Consider the following 18537-nt stretch of genomic DNA (forward strand, 5'->3'; position numbering starts at 1 on the left):
GAATCCCGCGCCGACAGCGAAAACGTCTGCCGTGATCCCGCGGCCGACGTCCCTGAGAAGCACATCATTCTAACGTCGTGCGCGCTTCATTCATCAACCTTGAATGCCGATACCAGCCGCGTCAGTTCCGCCGCCTGCTGCTTCAGGCTTTCCGCTGCCGCTGCGCTTTCCTCCACCAGCGCCGCATTCTGCTGCGTCATCTGATCGAGCGACTGCACCGCGTCGCCGATCTGGTCGATGCCGGCGCTCTGTTCAAGGCTCGCCTCGGCGATCTCGCTCATCATCGCGCTGACGCCCTGCACCTGCGATACGACGTCGCTCATCACCTTCCCGGCCTCGCTGACGAGCCGCGACCCGGCGTTCACCGTCCCCGCGCTGTGCTCGATCAGCGCCTTGATCTCCTTCGCCGCCTGCGCGCTGCGCTGCGCGAGGTTGCGCACTTCCGACGCAACGACCGCGAACCCGCGTCCCTGCTCGCCGGCGCGTGCGGCCTCGACCGCCGCATTCAGCGCGAGGATGTTGGTCTGGAACGAGATGCTGTCGATCATCACGATGATCTCGGAGATCCGCTGCGACGCATCGCTGATCTGCTCCATCGTCGTCACGACTTCACTCACGACGTGCCCGCCGCGCGTCGCCGTATCGGATGCGCCGGTGATCAGCTTCGCGGCCGTCGTCGCGGTTTCGGTGTTGTTGCGCACGACCGCCGTGATTTCCTCCATCGATGAAGCCGTCCGCTCGAGGTTGCTCGACTGCCCTTCGGTCCGCTCGCTGAGGTCCGCATTGCCCGACGCGATCTGCGCGGATCCGGTCGCGATCGACGCGGACGCAGCGCGAATGCGGTGGACGAGCGTCGACAACGACGACACGAAGCGGTTGAACGCGTCCGACAGCTGGCCGATCTCGTCCTCGCTCTCGACCGTCATCCGGCGCGTCAGGTCGCCCTGGCCGCTCGCGATCTCCGACAGCAGCGTCGCCGCGCGGCGGATCGGCGCGGCGATCGCGCGTCCGACCAGCCAGATCACGATCAGCGCGACAGCGAGGCCCGCGACCGCGGCGACCAGCGCCGCGCTGCGAATCGCACGCGTCACCGGGCCGAGCAGTTCGGCCTGCGGCACTTCGACGACCACATACGCATTCAGCTCCGGAATGAACGACGTCGCGATGAAGCGCGCACCGCCGTCGCCGTCGTAGCTCAGGTACGCATACGGCTTGCCGGCCAGCAGCGTCGACGACGCATCACCGGGCAGCCCCGGTTCGTCCTTCAGGAAGTGCTTGCCGTCGATCAGCGACGTATCGCGATGCATCATGATCGCGCCGTCGGGCCGTACGAGGAACGCGAACCCGGTATCGCCGATCCGGTACGCGGCGATCCCCTTCGCGAGCGCATCGACGGACAGGCTCATGCCGGTCGCGCCGACCGGCGTGCCGTCGAGTTCCACGCGGCTGTTGATGAACATCATGTAGCCGCCGGCCGTGACCTCGCGATCCATGTTCACTTCGTAGGTCTTGCCCGACGCGAGGAAGGTCGCGAGCCACCGATCGTTGTCGGTGACCTTCCGCTGCAGGCCGGCCTCGTTGTAGTAGTTGCCGCTCTTCACCGACACCCACTGCACGGACGCCGCCTTCTGCTCGTCCTTCACGTTCCTCGCCAGCTCGGTCCAGCTGCGCGTGCCGGCGTCGGGCTCGCCGTCGGCTTCCCATTGCAGCAGGAACGCATCGCGCGCGAGGACGCGCGACGCGGCGATCGGCCCGGCCATCTGCCGCTGCACGTCGGCGCGGATGCCGCTCACGGCCGTCGGCAGCTCTTCGCGGACGACGCGATCGCGCACGGCGTTGCCGATCAGGCGGACACTCAACCCGCTCGAGATCGCGACGAACACGAGCAGGCAGCTCGTCATGCTGAGAACCAGCTTGTTCTGAATGGACAGCGTGCGCCAGAAATGCATGGGGAACCCTCGATAACCGCTCGGTCTGAGCCAGCTTGGGTTATCGGCAGGCGCGCGCGGAATCGCATCGCCGGGTTCACATGTTCGTCATGCGGGATCCGATATGTCGTTGACGGATGACCGTCGCGCGCCTGTCGAGGCTCGCACGCTCAATACGCGACGAAGATCGTCACGCGCCGGTTGCGCGCCCGCGCGGCCGCATCGTCGCCCGCGACGAGCGGCTGCGTATCGGCCCGCCCGATCGCGGCGAGCCGGTGAGGTGCGACGCCGCGATCGGCCAGATAGCGCACCACGCTGCCCGCCCGCGCGGACGACAGCTCCCAGTTCGATTCGTATTTCGCATTCGCGATCGGCACGCTGTCGGTGTGCCCTTCGACGAGAATGTCGCCGGTCGCATGCTCGCTCAGCGCCCGCGCGATCTGGCTCAGCACCGGCGTCGCATCGGACAGCAAACGTGCATCGCCGACGTTGAACAGGACCTTCGCGTCGATGCCGATCTCGATGCCGTGCGGCGCGCGCACAAGCGAGATGCGCCCGTTCGACTTCAGCACGTCGAGCGATGCCAGCCATGCGGGGGCACGCTCGGGCATCGCTGCGCCCGGCACGCTCGCGGTCCCGCTGTCGTGCCGCGCGAGCGTCTGATAGCGCGCGTCGAGCGCGTTGTATTTCGCGAGCTGCAGCACGTACAGCGCGAGAAACAGAACCATCAGCGTCGTGATGAGATCCGCGTAGGAAATCAGCCAGCGTCCGGACTGCGTGCCTTCGGCTTCGTCGTCGCGATCGGCGGCGGCCGAGCCCGCCCGCGCGCCGTCAGTTCGAGCGGTCATGTCGAAGCTCCCGGTGCGTCATGCGAGGGACTCCGCCGCGCGGCCGCGCACGTCGCCGGTCAGCCGCGTCTCGATCGTATGCGGCGATTCCTTGCGCGAGATCGCGAGCAGCCCGTCGAGATAGAGCTTGCGGAAACGCAGTTCGCTGTCGATCTGCGCGCGCAGCTTGCCGTAGAGCGGCAGAAACACGAGGTTCGCAAACGCGAGGCCGTAGAGCGTCGCGATGAACGCGACCGCGATGCCCGGCCCGAGCTGCGCCGGTTCGAGAATGTGGCTCGTCACCTGGACCAGCCCGAGCACCGAGCCGAGAATGCCGAATGTCGGCGCATAGCCGCCGGCCTGCTGCCACACGCGCGCGGCCGCGAGCCGGCTGCGCTCGTATGCGTCGAGCTCGCGGTGCAGCGCGTCCTCGAGCACGGCGGTCGACACGCCGTTCGCGAGCAGTTCGAGCCCGCGTCGCGCGAACGGATGGATGCCGCTCACGTCCATCGATTCGAAGGCGAGCAACCCGTCGAGCTTCGCGCGATCGCCCCACTCCAGCAGGTCGGTCAGGTGCTTGCGGTCGACTTCCTGCGCACGCACGAACGCGAGTCGCAACTGTTTCACCGCATCGAAGAACCGCGCCCACGTGTTCTGGATCATCACCGCGCCGAGCGTACCGCCGAGCACGATCACGAGCGCCTCGAACTGGAACAGCGTCGAAAAATGTCCGCCTTCCAGGGCGAAGCCGAACACGATGGCCGCGCCGCCGAGCAGCACGCCGGCCAGGGTCAACAAGTCCATAGGTGTCTCCGTCGGTCGCGCGTCACGCGTCGGATGAAGCCAGCGGCATGGGTGCCGCACCTGCCGCCGGCGCCTTGGCCGCGCGCACGGCATCGAGCACGCGCCGTTCGATCTCCTCGATCTCGATCGGGTCGAGCTTCAGCTCACGGCGCATCACCCACGACACCTCATTGCGCCGCGCTTCCGTCATCACGGAGAACAACTTGTCGGCCACCGCGCGATCGTCGAGGCTCGCGATCAGCTTTGCGAGATCGTAGGTATCGAATGCGCTGATCACGTCGAACAGCGTTCGCTGATCGACCCACACGATATCCTCGAGCGCACGCACGTCGCCGCCGGCGCGCGGGCTGCGCCGCGAGAAATACGCAACGCCTTTCTGCTCGACGTAACCGAGCACTTTCGACTTGCGGAACGCGAACACCTCGTCGGCGATCTCGCCGTGCGACAGCTTGTTGAGCAGCAACTTCCGGTCAACGCCGATCAGCGCCTCGAGATCGGCCAGTTCGATCAGTTCAAGCTCGCTGTTGATCGACAGGTCGAGATCGTGATCGGCGACCTGCTGCGCGCGATCGACCACGCGCGCGGCATCGAACGTGACGACCTGGCGCGCATCCGAAGACGCCGAGTAATCGACCGCGCCGCCGGCATGGTCGGCCTGCGCGGCTTCGATCGTGACGAGATTGAGCTTCTCCATGCGGCGCAGCATCGCAAGCACGTGCGGGCGCGAATGGCCGGCGATCGCCCGACAGCGGCGAATCACGTCCGCGAGCGGCACCGATGCCTCGGCCGCTTGCGCCTGCATCGGCCGCCGCGACCACGCGTCGTCCGATCCGCGCGTGTCGGCACCCGCCATCAGCGACAGCACGTGCGCATACGACAGCACGCCCGGCATGAAGTCCGCGTGCGTATAGGTCGCGAGCTGGTCGTCCTTGCGCTTCACGCGCCGGATCATCGTGCGCACGACATGACGGAGCAGCGCCGACACGTGCTCGATTTCCTCGTCGAGCAGCGCGGCCGGCACGACCGTGAGCTGACAGAACGACAGCGCCTTCGCCGTATGCGCGCGCGGCTCGGATGAGAGCAGCGCGGATTCGCCGAAGAACTCGCCGCGCCCGAGCGTCGCGACGACGACACGCTTGTCTTCGCAGCGCGTCGACAGCTCGACCTTGCCGTCGGCGATCAGAAAGATGACGGGCTCGCCGGCGAAGCCCTCCGAGTAGATGATCTCGCCGGGCGCGGCCGTACGCGTCCAAGATTGCTGACGATTCAAGTTGGTTCCCCTGCTGCGCTGGTTGTTGCGGACTGCGCGTCGCATGTCACATGCATGCGATCGACAGTCGTCCCCGTGCCCGCTTAACGTCATCCGGACCGGCATCCTTTAGGGAATTCGTGCTCGTTTCCAGCGAAAATCAACGTGAAACGTTTGCGAGCTGCACGGCCGCAGCGGTGATTCGTTTCGATGGACGTGCCTGCGTCCGATTCAGGGCACGAAGGTGCGTCGCGCGTCAGAACTCCATGTCCAGTTCGTCGATGTCCTCCTGCTCTGCTTTCGCGGCATCGATCCACTCCGCGACGAACGGATGCGCGAGGATGCGCATGCAGTACTCGGCGATATCGGGTTCGAGTTTCACGTCGTAGGTCAGGAATCGCGTGACGACCGGCGCGTACATCGCATCGGCGACACCGATCCGCTCGCCGAACAGCCAGGGGCCGCCGTATGCGGCCAGACAATCGCGCCAGATCGTCACGATGCGTTCGATGTCGTGCTGCGCACGCGACCAGATCCGGAAACCGGGAAAATGCGCGCGCAGGTTCATCGGCAGCGCGGAGCGCAGCGCGCTGAAACCGGAATGCATCTCGCCGCAGATCGACCGGCAATGCGCGCGTGCATGCCGGTCGTCGGGCAACAGTTGCGCCTGCGGCCGGATCTCGTTCAGATATTCGGCGATCGCGAGCGTGTCCCACACCCTGCTGCCGTCGTGCGTCAGGCACGGCACGAGGATCGACGGCGACAGCAGCAGCAGTTCCGCGCGCGATGCCGCGTCGATCGGCGCGCTGACGGTCTCGAACGCGAGCCCGCTCAACCTTGCGAGCAGCCAGCCGCGCATCGACCACGACGAGTAGTTGCGGCTGCTGATGGTCAACGTCGTCTGTCCGGTAGCTTCCATGTCGCTCTCCTGCTGATTGCCGTTCGTGCCCCTGCACCGAAAGCGCGCCGCGTCACGCGAACCGCACCACGCCAGTGCGGCGCGTTCGCCGAACTGGCGCATTGCCGCACAGTGGCGCGACACGGCCGTTACCCCGAACCGCTGCCGTTGCGCGTGGCGTTCGGCCGTCCGGCTGCACCGAGCCACATGTGTCGCCGTGTCCGTCGCCGTATTCGCAAACCGCGTGCAACGCGCGTGCCAGCCGCATGCTGGCATACGGCTTGCCTCGCTCCATGCAACGTGACGCAACGAGCGAAGACCATGAACCTGCTTGCCTATCCGTTCTACCAATGGTCTGCCGAATGCCTGCGTCCGGCGCGCGCATGGGCGGCCGCCACACGCGCGACGATGTCGATGTGGCCGCCCGCCACGTCGACGCCGACGGGCCGCATGGTCGACGCGCTGTGCGAACTGCTCGAATGCTGCGCGTTCTCGCACCGGCGCCCGCCGTTCGGCATCGCGTCGGTGGTCGTCGACGGCGAATCGGTGCCGATCGTCGAGGAAGCCGCGGCGGCCACGCCGTTCGGCACGCTGCTGCATTTCCGCAAGGCGCGGCCGGTTGCGCGCCAGCCACGCGTGCTGATCGTCGCGCCGATGTCCGGGCATTTCGCGACGCTGCTGCGCGGCACCGTCGACACGATGCTGGCCGATCACGACGTGTACATCACCGACTGGCACAACCCGCGAGACATCCCGCTTTCGGCCGGGCGTTTCGGCTTCGACGAATACGTCGGGCACGTAATCGATTTCATTCACCAGATCGGCCCGGACGCGCACGTGCTCGCGATCTGCCAGCCGACCGTCGCCGCGCTGTCGGCAGTCGCGCTGATGGCCGCCGGCGGAGATCCGACCCAACCCGCGAGCCTGACGCTGATGGCGGGGCCGATCGACTGCCGCGTGAATCCGACGAAAGTCAATGCGCTCGCCACGAGCCGGCCGATCGAATGGTTCGCGCGCAACCTGATCAGTGTCGTGCCGCCGGGCTTCGTCGGCGCGCAGCGTTGCGTGTATCCGGGCTTCGTGCAGGTCGGCGCGTTCATGTCGATGAATCCCGATCGCCATGCCGCTTCGTTTGCCGACCTCTACTACGAGCGTGCGAAAGGCGACTTGGCGAAAGCCGACACGCTGCGCCACTTCTACGACGAATACTTCGCGACGGCCGATCTCACCGCGGAGTTCTATCTGGAAACGGTCGAGAAAGTATTCCAGCAATACGCGCTCGCGCGCGGCGAACTGATGGTCGGCGACCGGCTGGTGGAACCGGCGGCGATCCACCGCACCGCGCTGCTGACGATCGAGGGCGAGAAGGACGACATCTGCGCCGTGGGCCAGACGGTGGCCGCGCAGGAGCTGTGTTCCGGATTGCCGCCTTACCTGAAAACGCACCACGTGCAGACGGGCGTGGGTCACTATGGCGTGTTCAACGGCAGCCGTTGGGAAACGCAGATCTATCCGATCGTACGTGCGACGATCCATGACAACGAACCGTACGATCGCAGCGCCGATACGGACGGCGGAGCGAGCGGCGCGCACTACGTGACGCTGCGGTCATTGCTCGACGCGCGCGCGGCCGATCACGATGCGGCGGCGACCGCGACGCAATCCGATCGCGTGCACTGAACGCGCGCGGTACGGCAGCGATGTACGCGGCACATCGGCGCTGCAAACGAATCGCCCCGCACGGATGGCGGGGCGCGATGTCGGTCAGTGCGCGAGCGGCAAGGCTCGCGCACGCCGTCGATATTACGAACAGGCCTTGCCGTGCGATGCGTGGTAGCCCTTCGCCTTCGCATCGGCTTCCGACATGTAGCTGCCGTGCTTCGTCTTGCCGTAGTACTTGTCGGTCGAGCAGTGGTAGACCTTCGTGCTGTCGTTGGCCCACACCTTGCCCGCGCCGCCGCCGGGCGCCGCTGCCGCGGTCGTCGCGGGCGCGCTCTTCGCCGGTGCCGCGCCCGATGCGGCGGAAGCGGAAGCCGCGGTCGCGGGGGCTGCGGCCGGTGCGCTGGCCGCGGCTGCCGACGATGCGCCGTACCACGTCTTCACGCCCTTGTGACCGGCGCATGCGCCCTTCTTCGACGCGCCCGAATAGAACGAACCGTCCTTGCACAGCCCGGTCGTGCCGGCCGGCGCGCTGGCCGGAACCTGTGCGAACGCACCGATCGACATGCCCATGCCCGCGACGAGCGCGGCGATCAACATCGTCTTTTTCATAGTCCTCTCCTGATTTGCCTGAATGGGAAAAACGTCCCGACGCGATGCGGGGAATACCGCGCCGCGGGTCAACGGACCCAGCGGCACACGCGGTGATGGTGGTGATCGAAATGGCACACGCGGTGCGAATGGGCTTCGGCCAGCGCCGGCACGAGCACGGCGCAGGCGACGGCCGTCACGGTCAGGATCTTCGCGATGCGGGTCATGACATTCTCCTGGGTAAGCCAGCCGGCGCTCCGGCTGTTATCCCCTTAACGCCGGCCACCGATGCGCCGTGCACCGCACCCGTGTCGAATTGACGATCTTTGACAGCGTGTAACGAAACGTCACGCGTGACTGACAAACAACCGTCAGTTCTTTCCATTTCATTACATGGCGAATGCTTTGGATATCGAATGACCGAAGCAGGACGAGGTGTCCGGACAAGATCAATAAAAAAACCGCCCGAAGGCGGTCTTTCACAGGCACGTGGATGCCTCGCGTGCGAAACAACGGAGGCTACGCGCCCGCGTCGCCCCACGGCGTCGGCGCAGGCACTTCGCATGGCCCGTCGACGTCGATCGACTTGAAATCGGCCGGCCCGACGATCTCCAGATACTCCATGTCGGGCGAATAGTCGAACAGGTAATGCACGATTCCCGGTGCCTGGTGCACGCAGTCGCCGGCGTTCACCAGCGTCTCGCGGTCGCCGTACATGAAGCGCGCCCAGCCCTTCAGCATGACGACGATGTGGAACTCGGCCTCGTGACGGTGCCAGCCGGTGCCCGCCGCCGGTGCATGATTCGCCCTGACGAGTTGCGCGACGACCTTGCCGTTCGTCGCGGCCGCGATGCCGAGATCGCGATACAGGAAGAAGTCGCGCAGGCCTTCGCCTTGATACGCGGTGTCCTGCGGCCTCACGTGGGAAAACGCGGTAGGGGTCGGCGTGCTCATCGCGGTGCTCCTCGATCGAAAGAGTCATCCGGGACAAGCATTTAGCGTTCCAGGCCGCAGCAGCGCCCGCTTACTTGAGCCGCCCCGACAGGAACTGCCCGAGCCGCTCGCTCTTCGGATTGACGAGAATCTCCCGCGGATCGCCCTCTTCCTCGATCTTCCCCTGGTGCAGGAAGATCACGTGGTTCGACACGTTGCGCGCGAAGCCCATCTCGTGCGTGACGACGACCATCGTGCGGCCCTCCTCGGCCAGCTTCTGCATCACCTTCAGCACTTCGCCGACGAGTTCCGGGTCGAGCGCCGACGTGGGTTCGTCGAACAGCATCACCTCCGGTTCCATCGCGAGCGCACGCGCGATCGCGACACGCTGCTGCTGTCCGCCCGACAGGTGCGACGGATACATGCCTTCGACGCGCGGCGCGAGGCCGACCTTCTCCAGATACTTGCGCGCCCGCGCGACGGCCTCTTCCTTGCCGATCCCGAGCACGGCCATCGGCGCCTCGATCACGTTCTCGAGCACCGTCATGTGCGCCCACAGGTTGAAGTGCTGGAACACCATCGACAGCTTCGTGCGCATGCGCTGCAGCTGCTTCTGGTCGGCCACGCGCAGCGAGCCGTTGCGGTCGCGCGTGGTCTCGATCGGCTCGCTGCCGATCGTGATCTGCCCCGAGCACGGCTGCTCGAGGAAGTTGATGCAGCGCAGGAACGTGCTCTTGCCGGAGCCGCTCGAGCCGATGATGCTGATCACGTCGCCGGCCTTCGCCTTCATCGACACGCCCTTCAACACCTCGTTGTCGCCGAATTTCTTGTGCAGGTTGTCAACGGTGAGCTTGTACATGCTTGGTCCTTCCTTGCGAATCTTGCGAATGCGTTAATGGCCGCGCGGCGACAGGTACGCGAGCCAGCGCGTCTCGAGCTTGCGGAACGCCCAGATGAGCGCGAACACGACGATGGCGTACAGCACGGCCGCGATGCCGTAGGCCTGGAACGACATGTACGTGGCGGAGTTGACATCGCGCGTGACCTTCAGGATGTCGGGCACGGTCGCGGTGAACGCGAGCGTCGTCGCGTGCAGCATCAGGATCACTTCGTTGCTGTAGCTCGGCAGCGAACGGCGCAGCGCGGACGGCAGGATGATGCGCGTATAGAGCTTGAAGCGCGACATCCCATAGGCCATCCCGGCCTCGATCTCGCCGGCCGACGTCGCCTTGATCGCGCCCGCGAAGATCTCGGTCGCATACGCGCATTCGTTCAACACGAACGCGAGCAGCGTGCAGTTCATCGCGTTGCGGAAGAACGTGTCGAGCAGCACGTGGTTGTGCACGACCTGCAGGCTGTAGATGCCGGTGTAGCACATCAGCAGCTGCACGTAGAGCGGCGTGCCGCGGAACACGTACGTATAGAGCCACACCGGGCCGGAAATCCAGCGGTTCGACGACGCGCGCGCGATCGCGAGCGGCACGGCCAGCGCGAAGCCGAGCGCGATCGACACGACCAGCAGCCACAGCGTGATCGCCAGGCCGCTGAAGCGGTAGCCGTCGGTGTAGAGATAGCTTTGCCAGTACTGGCTGATGAGTTCGATCACAGTGCAAGCCTCCGGACGCCCACGGAATAACGCTTCTCGAGGTGGTGCAGCACGACGTTCGACACAGTCGTGATCGCGAGGTAGATCGCACCCGCCGCGAGCGTGAAGAAGAAGAAGTCGAGCGTGCTCTTGCCGGCGTCCTGCGACGCCTTCACGACATCGGCGAGGCCGATGATCGACACGAGCGCGGTGGCCTTCACGAGCACCTGCCAGTTGTTGCCGATGCCCGGCAACGCGAAGCGCATCATTTGCGGGAACATGATCCGGTGGAACACCCGCCAGCCGCTCATCCCGTATGCGAAGCCGGCTTCGAGCTGGCCGCGCGGCACCGCGAGGAACGCGCCGCGGAACGTTTCGGTGAAGTACGCGCCGTAGATGAAGCCGAGCGTCACGACGCCGGCCACGAACGGATCGATGTCGATCTGGTCCCAGCCGAGCAGGTCGGTCGCGTCGTTCAGCAGGATCTGGATCCCGTAGAACAGCAGCAGCATCAGCACGAGATCGGGCACCGCACGGATCAGCGTCGTATAGAACGTGCCGACCGACCTGAGCACGCGGTTGGTCGACAGTTTCGCGCCCGCGCCCGCGAGGCCCAGTATGAGCGACGCGGCGAGCGACAGCACCGCGAGCTTCACGGTCTCGACCGTGCCGGCCCACAACAGCGGGCCAAATCCTTGGAAGATCATGTTTGGGATCCAGAACGATGTGGCTGGATTGTCAATAGCCATTACGCGCGCATCAAACGATATCTGCGCATTACCTGATGTCGTCCGCTCATCAAGCCGGACGCGTCATGCGAAGCAAGCGGCACCCGGGAACTGACACGACACGACACGACACGACACGACACGACACGACACGACACGGCGCGCCGCAGCGGAGGCGCGCCGCATCGACGGTCAGCCGCCGTAGACGTCGAATGCGAAGTACTTCTTCTCGAGCTTCTTGTACGTGCCGTCCTTGATCATGTCGGCGATCGCGTGGTCGATTTTCGCCTTCAGGTCGGCGTCGTCCTTGCGCAGCCCGATGCCGGCGCCGTTGCCGAGCGTCTTCGGATCGTCGATGTCCTTGCCGGCGAAATCGAAGTTCGCGCCGCGCGGCGTCTTCAGGAAACCGAGGTCGGCCTGCACCGCGTCCTGCAGCGCGGCGTCGAGGCGGCCGGACATCAGGTCCTGGTACACGCCGTCCTGGTTCTGGTAAGGCACGACCTGCACGCCCTTCGGCGCCCAGTAGGCCTTCGCGTAGGTTTCCTGGATCGTGCCCTGCTCGACGCCGACCGACTTGCCCTTCAGCGATTCGGCCGTCGGCTGCAGGTTCGCGCCTTTCTTCGCGACCAGGCGCGTCGGTGTGTTGAACAGCTTGTCGGAGAACGCGATCTGCTCGGCGCGCGCCGGCGTCATCGACATCGACGACAGCACGCCGTCGAACTTCTTCGCCTTCAGCGCCGGGATCATCCCGTCGAAGTCGTTCTCGATCCACACGCATTTCGCCTTCAGCCGTGCGCAGATCTCGTTGCCGAGATCGACGTCGAAGCCGACGACCTTGCCGCTTGCGTCCTTCGATTCGAACGGCGGGTAGCTGGCGTCTACGCCAAACCGGATCGTCGACCAATCCTTGGCGTGGGCACCGACCGCGAGGCAGGCAAGGGCAATACTGAGCGCGAGTTTCTTCATGGCGTTCCTGTCATAGGCGAACTGGGCACGGGTCCGGTCGGGCGTCGCCGCCGCGAACCGTTCCAACCCGGAAGCCACCCGTCCGGTGACTTCCGAAGTTGTACATACAACTTTGCCTTTTTCAGGTCACCGCCAGCAATCCGTGTTTATCTCTAATTGTCGGCGGATTGTTTCCATGAGCGAATTTCCCTTATATTTCAATTCGCTACAGATTACATGCAGATGAAATCCAGCTTTCTGTGCGGCTTCGGCATGTCGTCGTCGCGTCTGCATTTGTCTATACTTTTCCGCCTGTCGCGCTCGCCGACGCGGTGGTCGCGATCCGTACGACCTCTGCCGGCCCCCCGATGGGCGCTCCGGATGCAGGCCGGAATAACCCGAATCCCGGGCCCACAGTCGGGCCCGCACCGCGTCGATCCCGGTACACTCCGCCCGAACACCGCACGAAGGCCGGCCCGCGACGGCACGCGGCCGCCGTCTCTTGAACAGCAATGCAATGACCACACCGATCTATCAGGAAATCAAGGACTTCATCCTCGCGCGCATTCATGCGGGCGAGTGGGCGGAAGGCGACCAGGTGCCGTCGGAGAACGAGCTCGCGCGCGAATTCAACGTCGCGCGGATGACGGTCAACCGCGCGCTGCGCGAGCTGACGGCCGAACAGGTGCTCACGCGCACGCGCGGCTCGGGCACGTATGTCGCGTCGCCGAAATACGAATCGACACTGGTCGCGATCCGCAGCATCTCGGATGAAGTCGCCGCGCGCGGCCATGCGTATCGTGCGCAGGTGCTGGAGGTCGGCGCGGCCGTCGCCGACGCGAAGCTCGCCGACGAGTTGCAGCTCGACACCGGCAGCCCGATCTTCCATTCGCGCGTGCTGCACTTCGAGAACGACACGCCCGTTCAGCTCGAGGAGCGCTGGGTCAACCCGGCCTGCGCACCCGAATACGCGCTGCAGGACTTCACGACGACGACGCCGAACCAGTACCTGACGCGCGTCGCGCCGCTGCAGCGGGTCGAATACCGGATCGAGGCTGCGATGCCCGATGCGGCAACGCGCCGGCACCTGACGACGGACGAACGCGAGCCGTGCCTGCTGCTGCATCGGCGCACGTGGTCGCAAGGGATGGTCGCGTCGGTGGCCAATCTGTGGCATCCGGGCAGTCGCTACCGGTTCACCGGGCATTTCTGACGCGGGGCGAACGCGTTCAGCGCACGCCGGGGCGCCCCCAGCGCTCGATCGCGCCAACCGCCAGCCCCACCCCGTCCTCCCGCGCGATCCGCGCACCGAGTTCGGCGGCACGCGCTTGCGTGTCGGCTCGTGCAGCGAACGCGATCGCGCGTGCAAGCGCCGCGGCGTCCACACGCCGCCCCGCCACCGGCGCATCGGCCACACCGGCGCGTTGCAGCCGGCTCGCCCAGAAGAACTGATCGCCCGCGAACGGCACGACGACCGACGGAATGCCCGCCCGCGCGGCCGAATGCGTGGTACCCGATCCGCCGTGATGGATCGCCATCGATACATGCGGAAACAACCGGTCGTGCGGCGTCTCGCCGATCACGCACACGTGCGCCGGCAGCATCGACACATCGATGCCGCTCCAGCCCGGATAAAACAACGCGCGCCGGCCGTCGAGCGCCTGCAACAGCGCGTCGACCATCGCGGCCCGGTCGAACCCGGCCATGCTGCCGAAGCCGATATACACGGGCGGATCGCCCGCGTCGAGAAAGCTCGACAGCGCGGGCGGCGGCGTCCACGCGGGCGCGCCGACGCGCCACTGACCGCATGCCAGCACATGCGACGGCCAGTCGGCCGGATCGGCCAGCAGCGCGGGCGACACGCCGTACAGCATCGGATGATCGGTCCATACGGCCCGGCGCGGCGGCAGTCCGCACACGCTGGCGCGCGCCGCATTGGTCGCCCGCCTGAACGCGTGCCACAGCAGCGCGTTCACGAACCGGTGGCTCGCGCGATTCAGCCAGCGCGGCACCTTGCCGGGTGGCAGAAACGGCGACGCGAACGTCGCGGTCGGCGTGATCGGGATCATCCCCGTACCGATCGCCGGCACGCCGCGATACTCGGCAACCGATAGCCCGACGAACGACGCCAGCCCCGACACCAGGATCGCATCGCAACCGGCCGATGCGGCGGCGACTTCGCGCATCCATGCAGCCGTGTTCGCATTCGCGATCGCCGCGAGCGCCTTCGACGTGTCGTTGAAACCGCCGCGCCCGCGCACCGCTTCGGACAACGCACCATCCGGCGCGATCGCCGAGCGGATGTCGCCGGACAGCGGCTCGCAAGGCACGCCGAGCGCGGCAGCCGAACCGAGCGTCGCGACGTCGGCCAGCAACCGGACCTCATGGCCGGCATCCAGCAGCGCGCGGCCGAGCGCCGCGAGCGGGCGCGTGTCGCCTTCGGTGCCGTAAGTGGCGATGACGAGCTTCATGCGTGGCTCCTCCTGCATGATGCAGGCGAGTGGATTCATAAAAGTGCACGTCGTATACTAATGCAATTCGTGCACTTTAAGTCGATACCGAACCATGCCAACGACGACCGACGATCCGGGCCGCCGCGCACGCAAGCGCATCCAGATGCTCGCGCATCTCGCCGACACCGGCGCACGCCTGTTCGATGCGCACGGCTACGACGCAGTGACGATGGAACAGATCGCCGCGCAGGCCGATGTCGCGAAACGTACGCTGTACAACCACTTTCCGACGAAGGAGGCCGTGCTCGCGCACTGGCTCGAAGGCGAACTCGCGCGCGACCTCGCGCACCTGCAGCGCGACGTCGCGCGACGGAAGACCTTCGCGTCGCGGATCGCCTGCGTGCTCGCCGCGTCGGCCGCATGGTGCGAACAGCATCCGGTGTATCTGCTCGCATACCTGCGGCATCGGTTCCTGAGCATCGGAGTGGCGCAAGCGGAAAGCGGCGAGGATGGCGGCGGCGACATCGCGCTCGTGTGGCAGCAGCTGATCGCAGCCGGACAGCAGGCGGGCGAACTGAACCCGGCGCTAGCCGCCGACCAGCTCGCCACGTGGTTCCATCACCTGTATCTCGCGGCGATGCTGCGCTGGCTGACCGTGCCGGGGTTGTCGCTGAAGCGGGAATTCCAGTCGGTCGCGAGGCTGTTCGTCGAAGGCGCGCACGCGAAAGCGTGAGCGCTCACGCCATTCGCGCGCACGTCGAGCGCACTGCGCGCCGGCCGGCGATCCGGAACGCCATCGGGAACGGCAGGTGCCCGGCACTGCCGGCGACACGCAGCCGGCGGACACACCGCGCACCGCGAGCGGCGACCGTTGAAGGCATCGCGTGATGCGGAGGGATTTTTACAACGATCGCACGGACGGGATGCCAAATTTCCCGCGCAGCAGTATGCTGGTGCCGTACGACCGCGCACGATGCCTCGGGCAATCCCTTAGTCCGCACGTCGTCGCGCCGCCGTCGCGACCGCAATCATGCGTTGCAAGGAGGGCTTCTTGATGGCTACCACGCATCCGCACTTCCACCTCGAACTACGGCACGCCACCGCGCCGACGTATTTCATCAGCTACCTGTTTCCTGCCTTGCTGTTCGTCTACGAACTGCTGCGCGTCGGTCAATGGATCCGCGATCACGGGATGCAATTCGCCGTGTTCAAGCAGATGGGTTACGAGTATCTGCTGATGCTGCTGTTCGTCGGGCTGCAGATCGTCGTCGAGGCGGTCTTCCTGCTCGGTGCCGCGATGCGCCGTGACAATCGCGACTTCGAACACCGGCTGCCGAACGTGGTTCTCGGCATTGGCTGCTCGATCGCGATTCTCGCCGTCGACCTCGCAATCCAGCTGTCGTTCTGAGCACCGGCGGGTCGGGCCCGCCGGTTGCATCGCACGCCCGCGCCCGGGCGTTCAGGCGAGCGCGTCGCGCAGGAACGTCGCCACGGCCGCGAGTACGTCGTCGGTCCGCTCGCGATGCGGCATGTGTCCGCATCCGTCGAGCAGCAGGAACGACGACGGCCCCGCGACGCGCGCGGCGATCCGTTTCGGATGCACGTCCGACCCGTATTCGTCCTGCTCGCCGTGAATCGCGAGCGTCGCGCAACGCACGCGCGGCAGTTCGTCGTCGAGACTCCAGTCGCGAAACGCCGGCGACAACCACGTGTCGACCCACGCACGCAGCACCCATTCGGCCTTGTCGCCGTGATAACGCGCGAGCCGGTCGAGCTGGCCGGGCGCGTCGAACTGCTGCCCCGCCTCGCGAATGCCGTCGCGCGTGCGATCCTCGACGAACGCCTGCGCGGAGACCGTCACCAGTGCGCGGCAACGCGCCGGATACGCGGCCGCGCATCCGACCGCCATGCCGCCGCCGACGCTGTGCCCGAACGCCACGAACGCATCGATGCCGAACCGCTCGAGCAGCGCATGGAATCCGTGATCGGCCTCGTCGCGCACGAACGTCATGCCGAGTTGCCCCGGATGACGATCGGACCGCCCGAAGCCCAGCCGGTCGTATGCGATCACGTCGCGCCGGGTGGCGCGCGCGAGTTGCGCGGGGAAGTCGCGCCATAGTTCGACGCAGCCGAGCGAATCGTGCAGCAGCACGATCGGTGCGACCGGCGTAGGTGCGGCCGGCTCAGGTGCGACCGGCGTAGGTGCGACCGGCGCAGGTGCAGCCGGTGCCCGCGCGGGCACGCCGCGCCAGCGCTTCGCGAAGAGACGCCCTTGCGGCGTCTCGACCCAGGTCTCCTCGGTCACGATTTCAGTCATGTGTGTCGTCGTCTGCATGAAGGCGGCCGCACGCGGGCGGGCCGCATCGAATGCCGACGATGGTGGCCCGGCGACGCGCGCCGCGTCAAGCAAGGCCCCACCGCCCGCACGCTCATTCGGGCTGCGGCGGCAGATACTCCATCTGCGCTTCGTCGTACAGCCGGTAGATCAGCGCCTGCATCGCGCGGATGTCCCCCGATTCGTCGAGCATCCGCATGCTCATGATGATCGGCGACACGAGGTTCGGATCGTCGAGCGGCTTGTAGCTGATATCGTCGCGCTTCAGGCCGTACACGCTGTGCGGCACGACCGACACGCCCTCGCCCATCGCGACGAGTCCGAGCGCGATCTGCAGTTCGCGCGTCTCGTAGATCTTGCGCGGCTGCAACGCGCGATCGTGAAAGGCGGCGAGCACCTGGTCCGCATAGCTCGGCCGCGGCGCCTTCGGGAAGATGATCAGCGTGTCGTTCACGAGATCGTGCAGCGACAGCACGGGCTTCGCGCCGTCGAGCACGTGACCGACCGGCAGCGCGACGATCATCCGCTCCTCGCGCAGCACGACGCGCCGCACGCTCGGATCCTCGTGACGGATGCGCCCGAACCCGACGTCGATGCGCCCTTCCTTCAGCGCCTTGATCTGGTCCATCGTCGACATCTCGTGCAGGCTCAGCTCGACGGCCGGATACTCGCTGCGAAAGCGCCGGATGATCTTGGGCAGCATCCCGTACAGCGTCGAACCGACGAACCCGACCGACATGCTGCGCTCGATCTTGCCGACCCGCTTCGTCATCGATTCGAGCTCGGTCGTCTGCGCGAGCAGCTGCACCGCGTGCGAATAGAAGAACCGCCCCGCGTCGGTCAGCTTCAGCGGCCGCGCGTTGCGCTCGAACAGCGGCACGCCGAGCGCCTCCTCGAGCTGCTGGATCTGCCGGCTGAGCGGCGGCTGCGCGATGTGCAGGCGCTCGGCCGCACGCGTGAAATTCCGCTCCTCGGCAACCGCGACGAAGTAGCGGAGATGTCTCAACTCCATTTTTCGATCCCTCCCGGACCGGCAACGGACGTTCATTCGGCCGCGCGCAGACGCGTGCCGAGCCGGTCGTCCCGTGATCGCCCGATCCCGATGCCATGACGATACCTCAGCCCGCGCCGAAACCGGCGCGAGCAGCGTCGTGCCGCCCTCGCGTCCGGCACCGCGCAAAGCAAAACGGGAAGCCGCCAGGCTTCCCGTTTCTTCATCGACGCCGCGTCGCGGCAGCGTCTCGACCGCGCATCACGCCTCGGTCGCGTACAGCGCATCGCGCTGCGCGTCGCTCAACGAGTCGAGCGGCACGTCCGGCAGCCGATAGCAGATCATCGCGCCGTACAGCTCGGCCAGGCAGTTGCTGCCGGCGTCGAGCGCGTAGCCGTCCTCGCCGTCCGGCGCCGGCGGATACACTTCGCGCCACGCGTTGATCGCGGCTTCGATTCGCACGATGGAAACGGGTCCGGCCTTCCGCTCGGCGGGTGATGCACTCATGGATTCCTCTGGGTTGCGCGCTCCGCGGGCCGTGCCGGCGCGGCGGAACGATGGAAACGCCGGGCGCCGCCGGCCGCCGCGAGAGGCACGCGCCGGATGCCCGA

Annotated in this window: 20 protein-coding genes; 4 read left to right on the forward strand and 16 right to left on the reverse strand. The window is 66.5% G+C overall.

Annotated elements, in window-relative coordinates; translation table 11 throughout:
- Window positions 1-86: 86 nt before the first annotated feature.
- From DIE08_RS06625 to DIE08_RS06645, 5 genes are all read right to left on the reverse strand, one after another.
- Complete coding sequence (locus DIE08_RS06625; protein WP_124901365.1) at window positions 87-1949, reverse strand: methyl-accepting chemotaxis protein; 1863 nt, start codon at window positions 1947-1949, stop codon at window positions 87-89.
- 149 nt (window positions 1950-2098) lie between these two features.
- On the reverse strand, window positions 2099-2776 hold the full coding sequence (locus tag DIE08_RS06630; protein ID WP_124901366.1) for an OmpA family protein: 678 nt from the start codon (window positions 2774-2776) through the stop codon (window positions 2099-2101).
- An 18-nt stretch (window positions 2777-2794) separates the two neighbouring features.
- Window positions 2795-3559: a flagellar motor protein gene (locus DIE08_RS06635; RefSeq protein ID WP_059531800.1), complete on the reverse strand. Its 765-nt coding sequence runs from the start codon at window positions 3557-3559 to the stop codon at window positions 2795-2797.
- 22 nt (window positions 3560-3581) lie between these two features.
- Window positions 3582-4829: a Crp/Fnr family transcriptional regulator gene (locus DIE08_RS06640; protein ID WP_124901367.1), complete on the reverse strand. Its 1248-nt coding sequence runs from the start codon at window positions 4827-4829 to the stop codon at window positions 3582-3584.
- Window positions 4830-5064: 235 nt separating this feature from the next.
- Entirely contained in the window at window positions 5065-5727 is a 663-nt protein-coding gene (locus DIE08_RS06645; protein WP_124901368.1) for a glutathione S-transferase family protein, read from the reverse strand.
- A gap of 300 nt (window positions 5728-6027) precedes the next feature.
- Between DIE08_RS06645 and DIE08_RS06650 the strand changes: the two genes are divergently transcribed.
- Window positions 6028-7386, forward strand: coding sequence for a polyhydroxyalkanoate depolymerase (locus DIE08_RS06650; protein WP_059601456.1), 1359 nt, complete (start codon window positions 6028-6030; stop codon window positions 7384-7386).
- A gap of 123 nt (window positions 7387-7509) precedes the next feature.
- Here the strand turns inward: DIE08_RS06650 and DIE08_RS06655 are convergent, their stop codons facing one another.
- From DIE08_RS06655 to DIE08_RS06680, 7 genes are all read right to left on the reverse strand, one after another.
- Entirely contained in the window at window positions 7510-7977 is a 468-nt protein-coding gene (locus DIE08_RS06655; protein ID WP_059503738.1) for a DUF3761 domain-containing protein, read from the reverse strand.
- Window positions 7978-8045: 68 nt separating this feature from the next.
- Entirely contained in the window at window positions 8046-8183 is a 138-nt protein-coding gene (locus tag DIE08_RS35525) for an HHHH-motif protein (RefSeq protein ID WP_174908495.1), read from the reverse strand.
- A 292-nt stretch (window positions 8184-8475) separates the two neighbouring features.
- Window positions 8476-8910 (reverse strand): cupin domain-containing protein, encoded by a 435-nt coding sequence (locus DIE08_RS06660; RefSeq protein ID WP_124901369.1) that lies wholly within the window; start codon window positions 8908-8910, stop codon window positions 8476-8478.
- A 70-nt stretch (window positions 8911-8980) separates the two neighbouring features.
- Window positions 8981-9748: an ABC transporter ATP-binding protein gene (locus DIE08_RS06665; RefSeq protein WP_059511632.1), complete on the reverse strand. Its 768-nt coding sequence runs from the start codon at window positions 9746-9748 to the stop codon at window positions 8981-8983.
- 33 nt (window positions 9749-9781) lie between these two features.
- Window positions 9782-10495, reverse strand: coding sequence for an ABC transporter permease (locus tag DIE08_RS06670; protein ID WP_059601450.1), 714 nt, complete (start codon window positions 10493-10495; stop codon window positions 9782-9784).
- Entirely contained in the window at window positions 10492-11181 is a 690-nt protein-coding gene (locus DIE08_RS06675; RefSeq protein WP_059601448.1) for an ABC transporter permease, read from the reverse strand. Before DIE08_RS06675 ends, DIE08_RS06670 begins: the two co-directional genes overlap by 4 nt.
- 213 nt (window positions 11182-11394) lie before the next feature.
- Window positions 11395-12168 (reverse strand): ABC transporter substrate-binding protein, encoded by a 774-nt coding sequence (locus DIE08_RS06680; protein ID WP_124901370.1) that lies wholly within the window; start codon window positions 12166-12168, stop codon window positions 11395-11397.
- A gap of 496 nt (window positions 12169-12664) precedes the next feature.
- Between DIE08_RS06680 and hutC the strand changes: the two genes are divergently transcribed.
- Entirely contained in the window at window positions 12665-13360 is a 696-nt protein-coding gene (gene hutC, locus DIE08_RS06685; RefSeq protein ID WP_059466626.1) for a histidine utilization repressor, read from the forward strand.
- 16 nt (window positions 13361-13376) lie between these two features.
- On the opposite strand, the gene DIE08_RS06690 is transcribed toward hutC, so the two are convergent.
- Entirely contained in the window at window positions 13377-14618 is a 1242-nt protein-coding gene (locus DIE08_RS06690; protein WP_124901371.1) for a glycosyltransferase, read from the reverse strand.
- 94 nt (window positions 14619-14712) lie between these two features.
- Between DIE08_RS06690 and DIE08_RS06695 the strand changes: the two genes are divergently transcribed.
- The gene (locus DIE08_RS06695) at window positions 14713-15333 is read left to right on the forward strand and encodes a TetR/AcrR family transcriptional regulator (RefSeq protein ID WP_124901372.1); all 621 of its coding nucleotides are present in this window, start codon (window positions 14713-14715) and stop codon (window positions 15331-15333) included.
- Between the two features lie 321 nt (window positions 15334-15654).
- On the forward strand, window positions 15655-16008 hold the full coding sequence (locus tag DIE08_RS06700) for a hypothetical protein (protein WP_059601439.1): 354 nt from the start codon (window positions 15655-15657) through the stop codon (window positions 16006-16008).
- A gap of 51 nt (window positions 16009-16059) precedes the next feature.
- Here the strand turns inward: DIE08_RS06700 and DIE08_RS06705 are convergent, their stop codons facing one another.
- The 3 genes from DIE08_RS06705 to DIE08_RS06715 all read right to left on the reverse strand — a co-directional run bounded on the left by DIE08_RS06705 (window position 16060) and on the right by DIE08_RS06715 (window position 18433).
- Window positions 16060-16917, reverse strand: coding sequence for an alpha/beta fold hydrolase (locus DIE08_RS06705; RefSeq protein WP_124901373.1), 858 nt, complete (start codon window positions 16915-16917; stop codon window positions 16060-16062).
- Window positions 16918-17029: 112 nt separating this feature from the next.
- Window positions 17030-17947 (reverse strand): LysR family transcriptional regulator, encoded by a 918-nt coding sequence (locus DIE08_RS06710; RefSeq protein ID WP_124901374.1) that lies wholly within the window; start codon window positions 17945-17947, stop codon window positions 17030-17032.
- Between the two features lie 240 nt (window positions 17948-18187).
- Window positions 18188-18433: a DUF3717 domain-containing protein gene (locus tag DIE08_RS06715; RefSeq protein WP_006761486.1), complete on the reverse strand. Its 246-nt coding sequence runs from the start codon at window positions 18431-18433 to the stop codon at window positions 18188-18190.
- Window positions 18434-18537 lie beyond the last annotated feature (104 nt).

Source organism: Burkholderia sp. Bp9004 (assembly GCF_003858025.1).
GTDB lineage: Bacteria > Pseudomonadota > Gammaproteobacteria > Burkholderiales > Burkholderiaceae > Burkholderia > Burkholderia diffusa.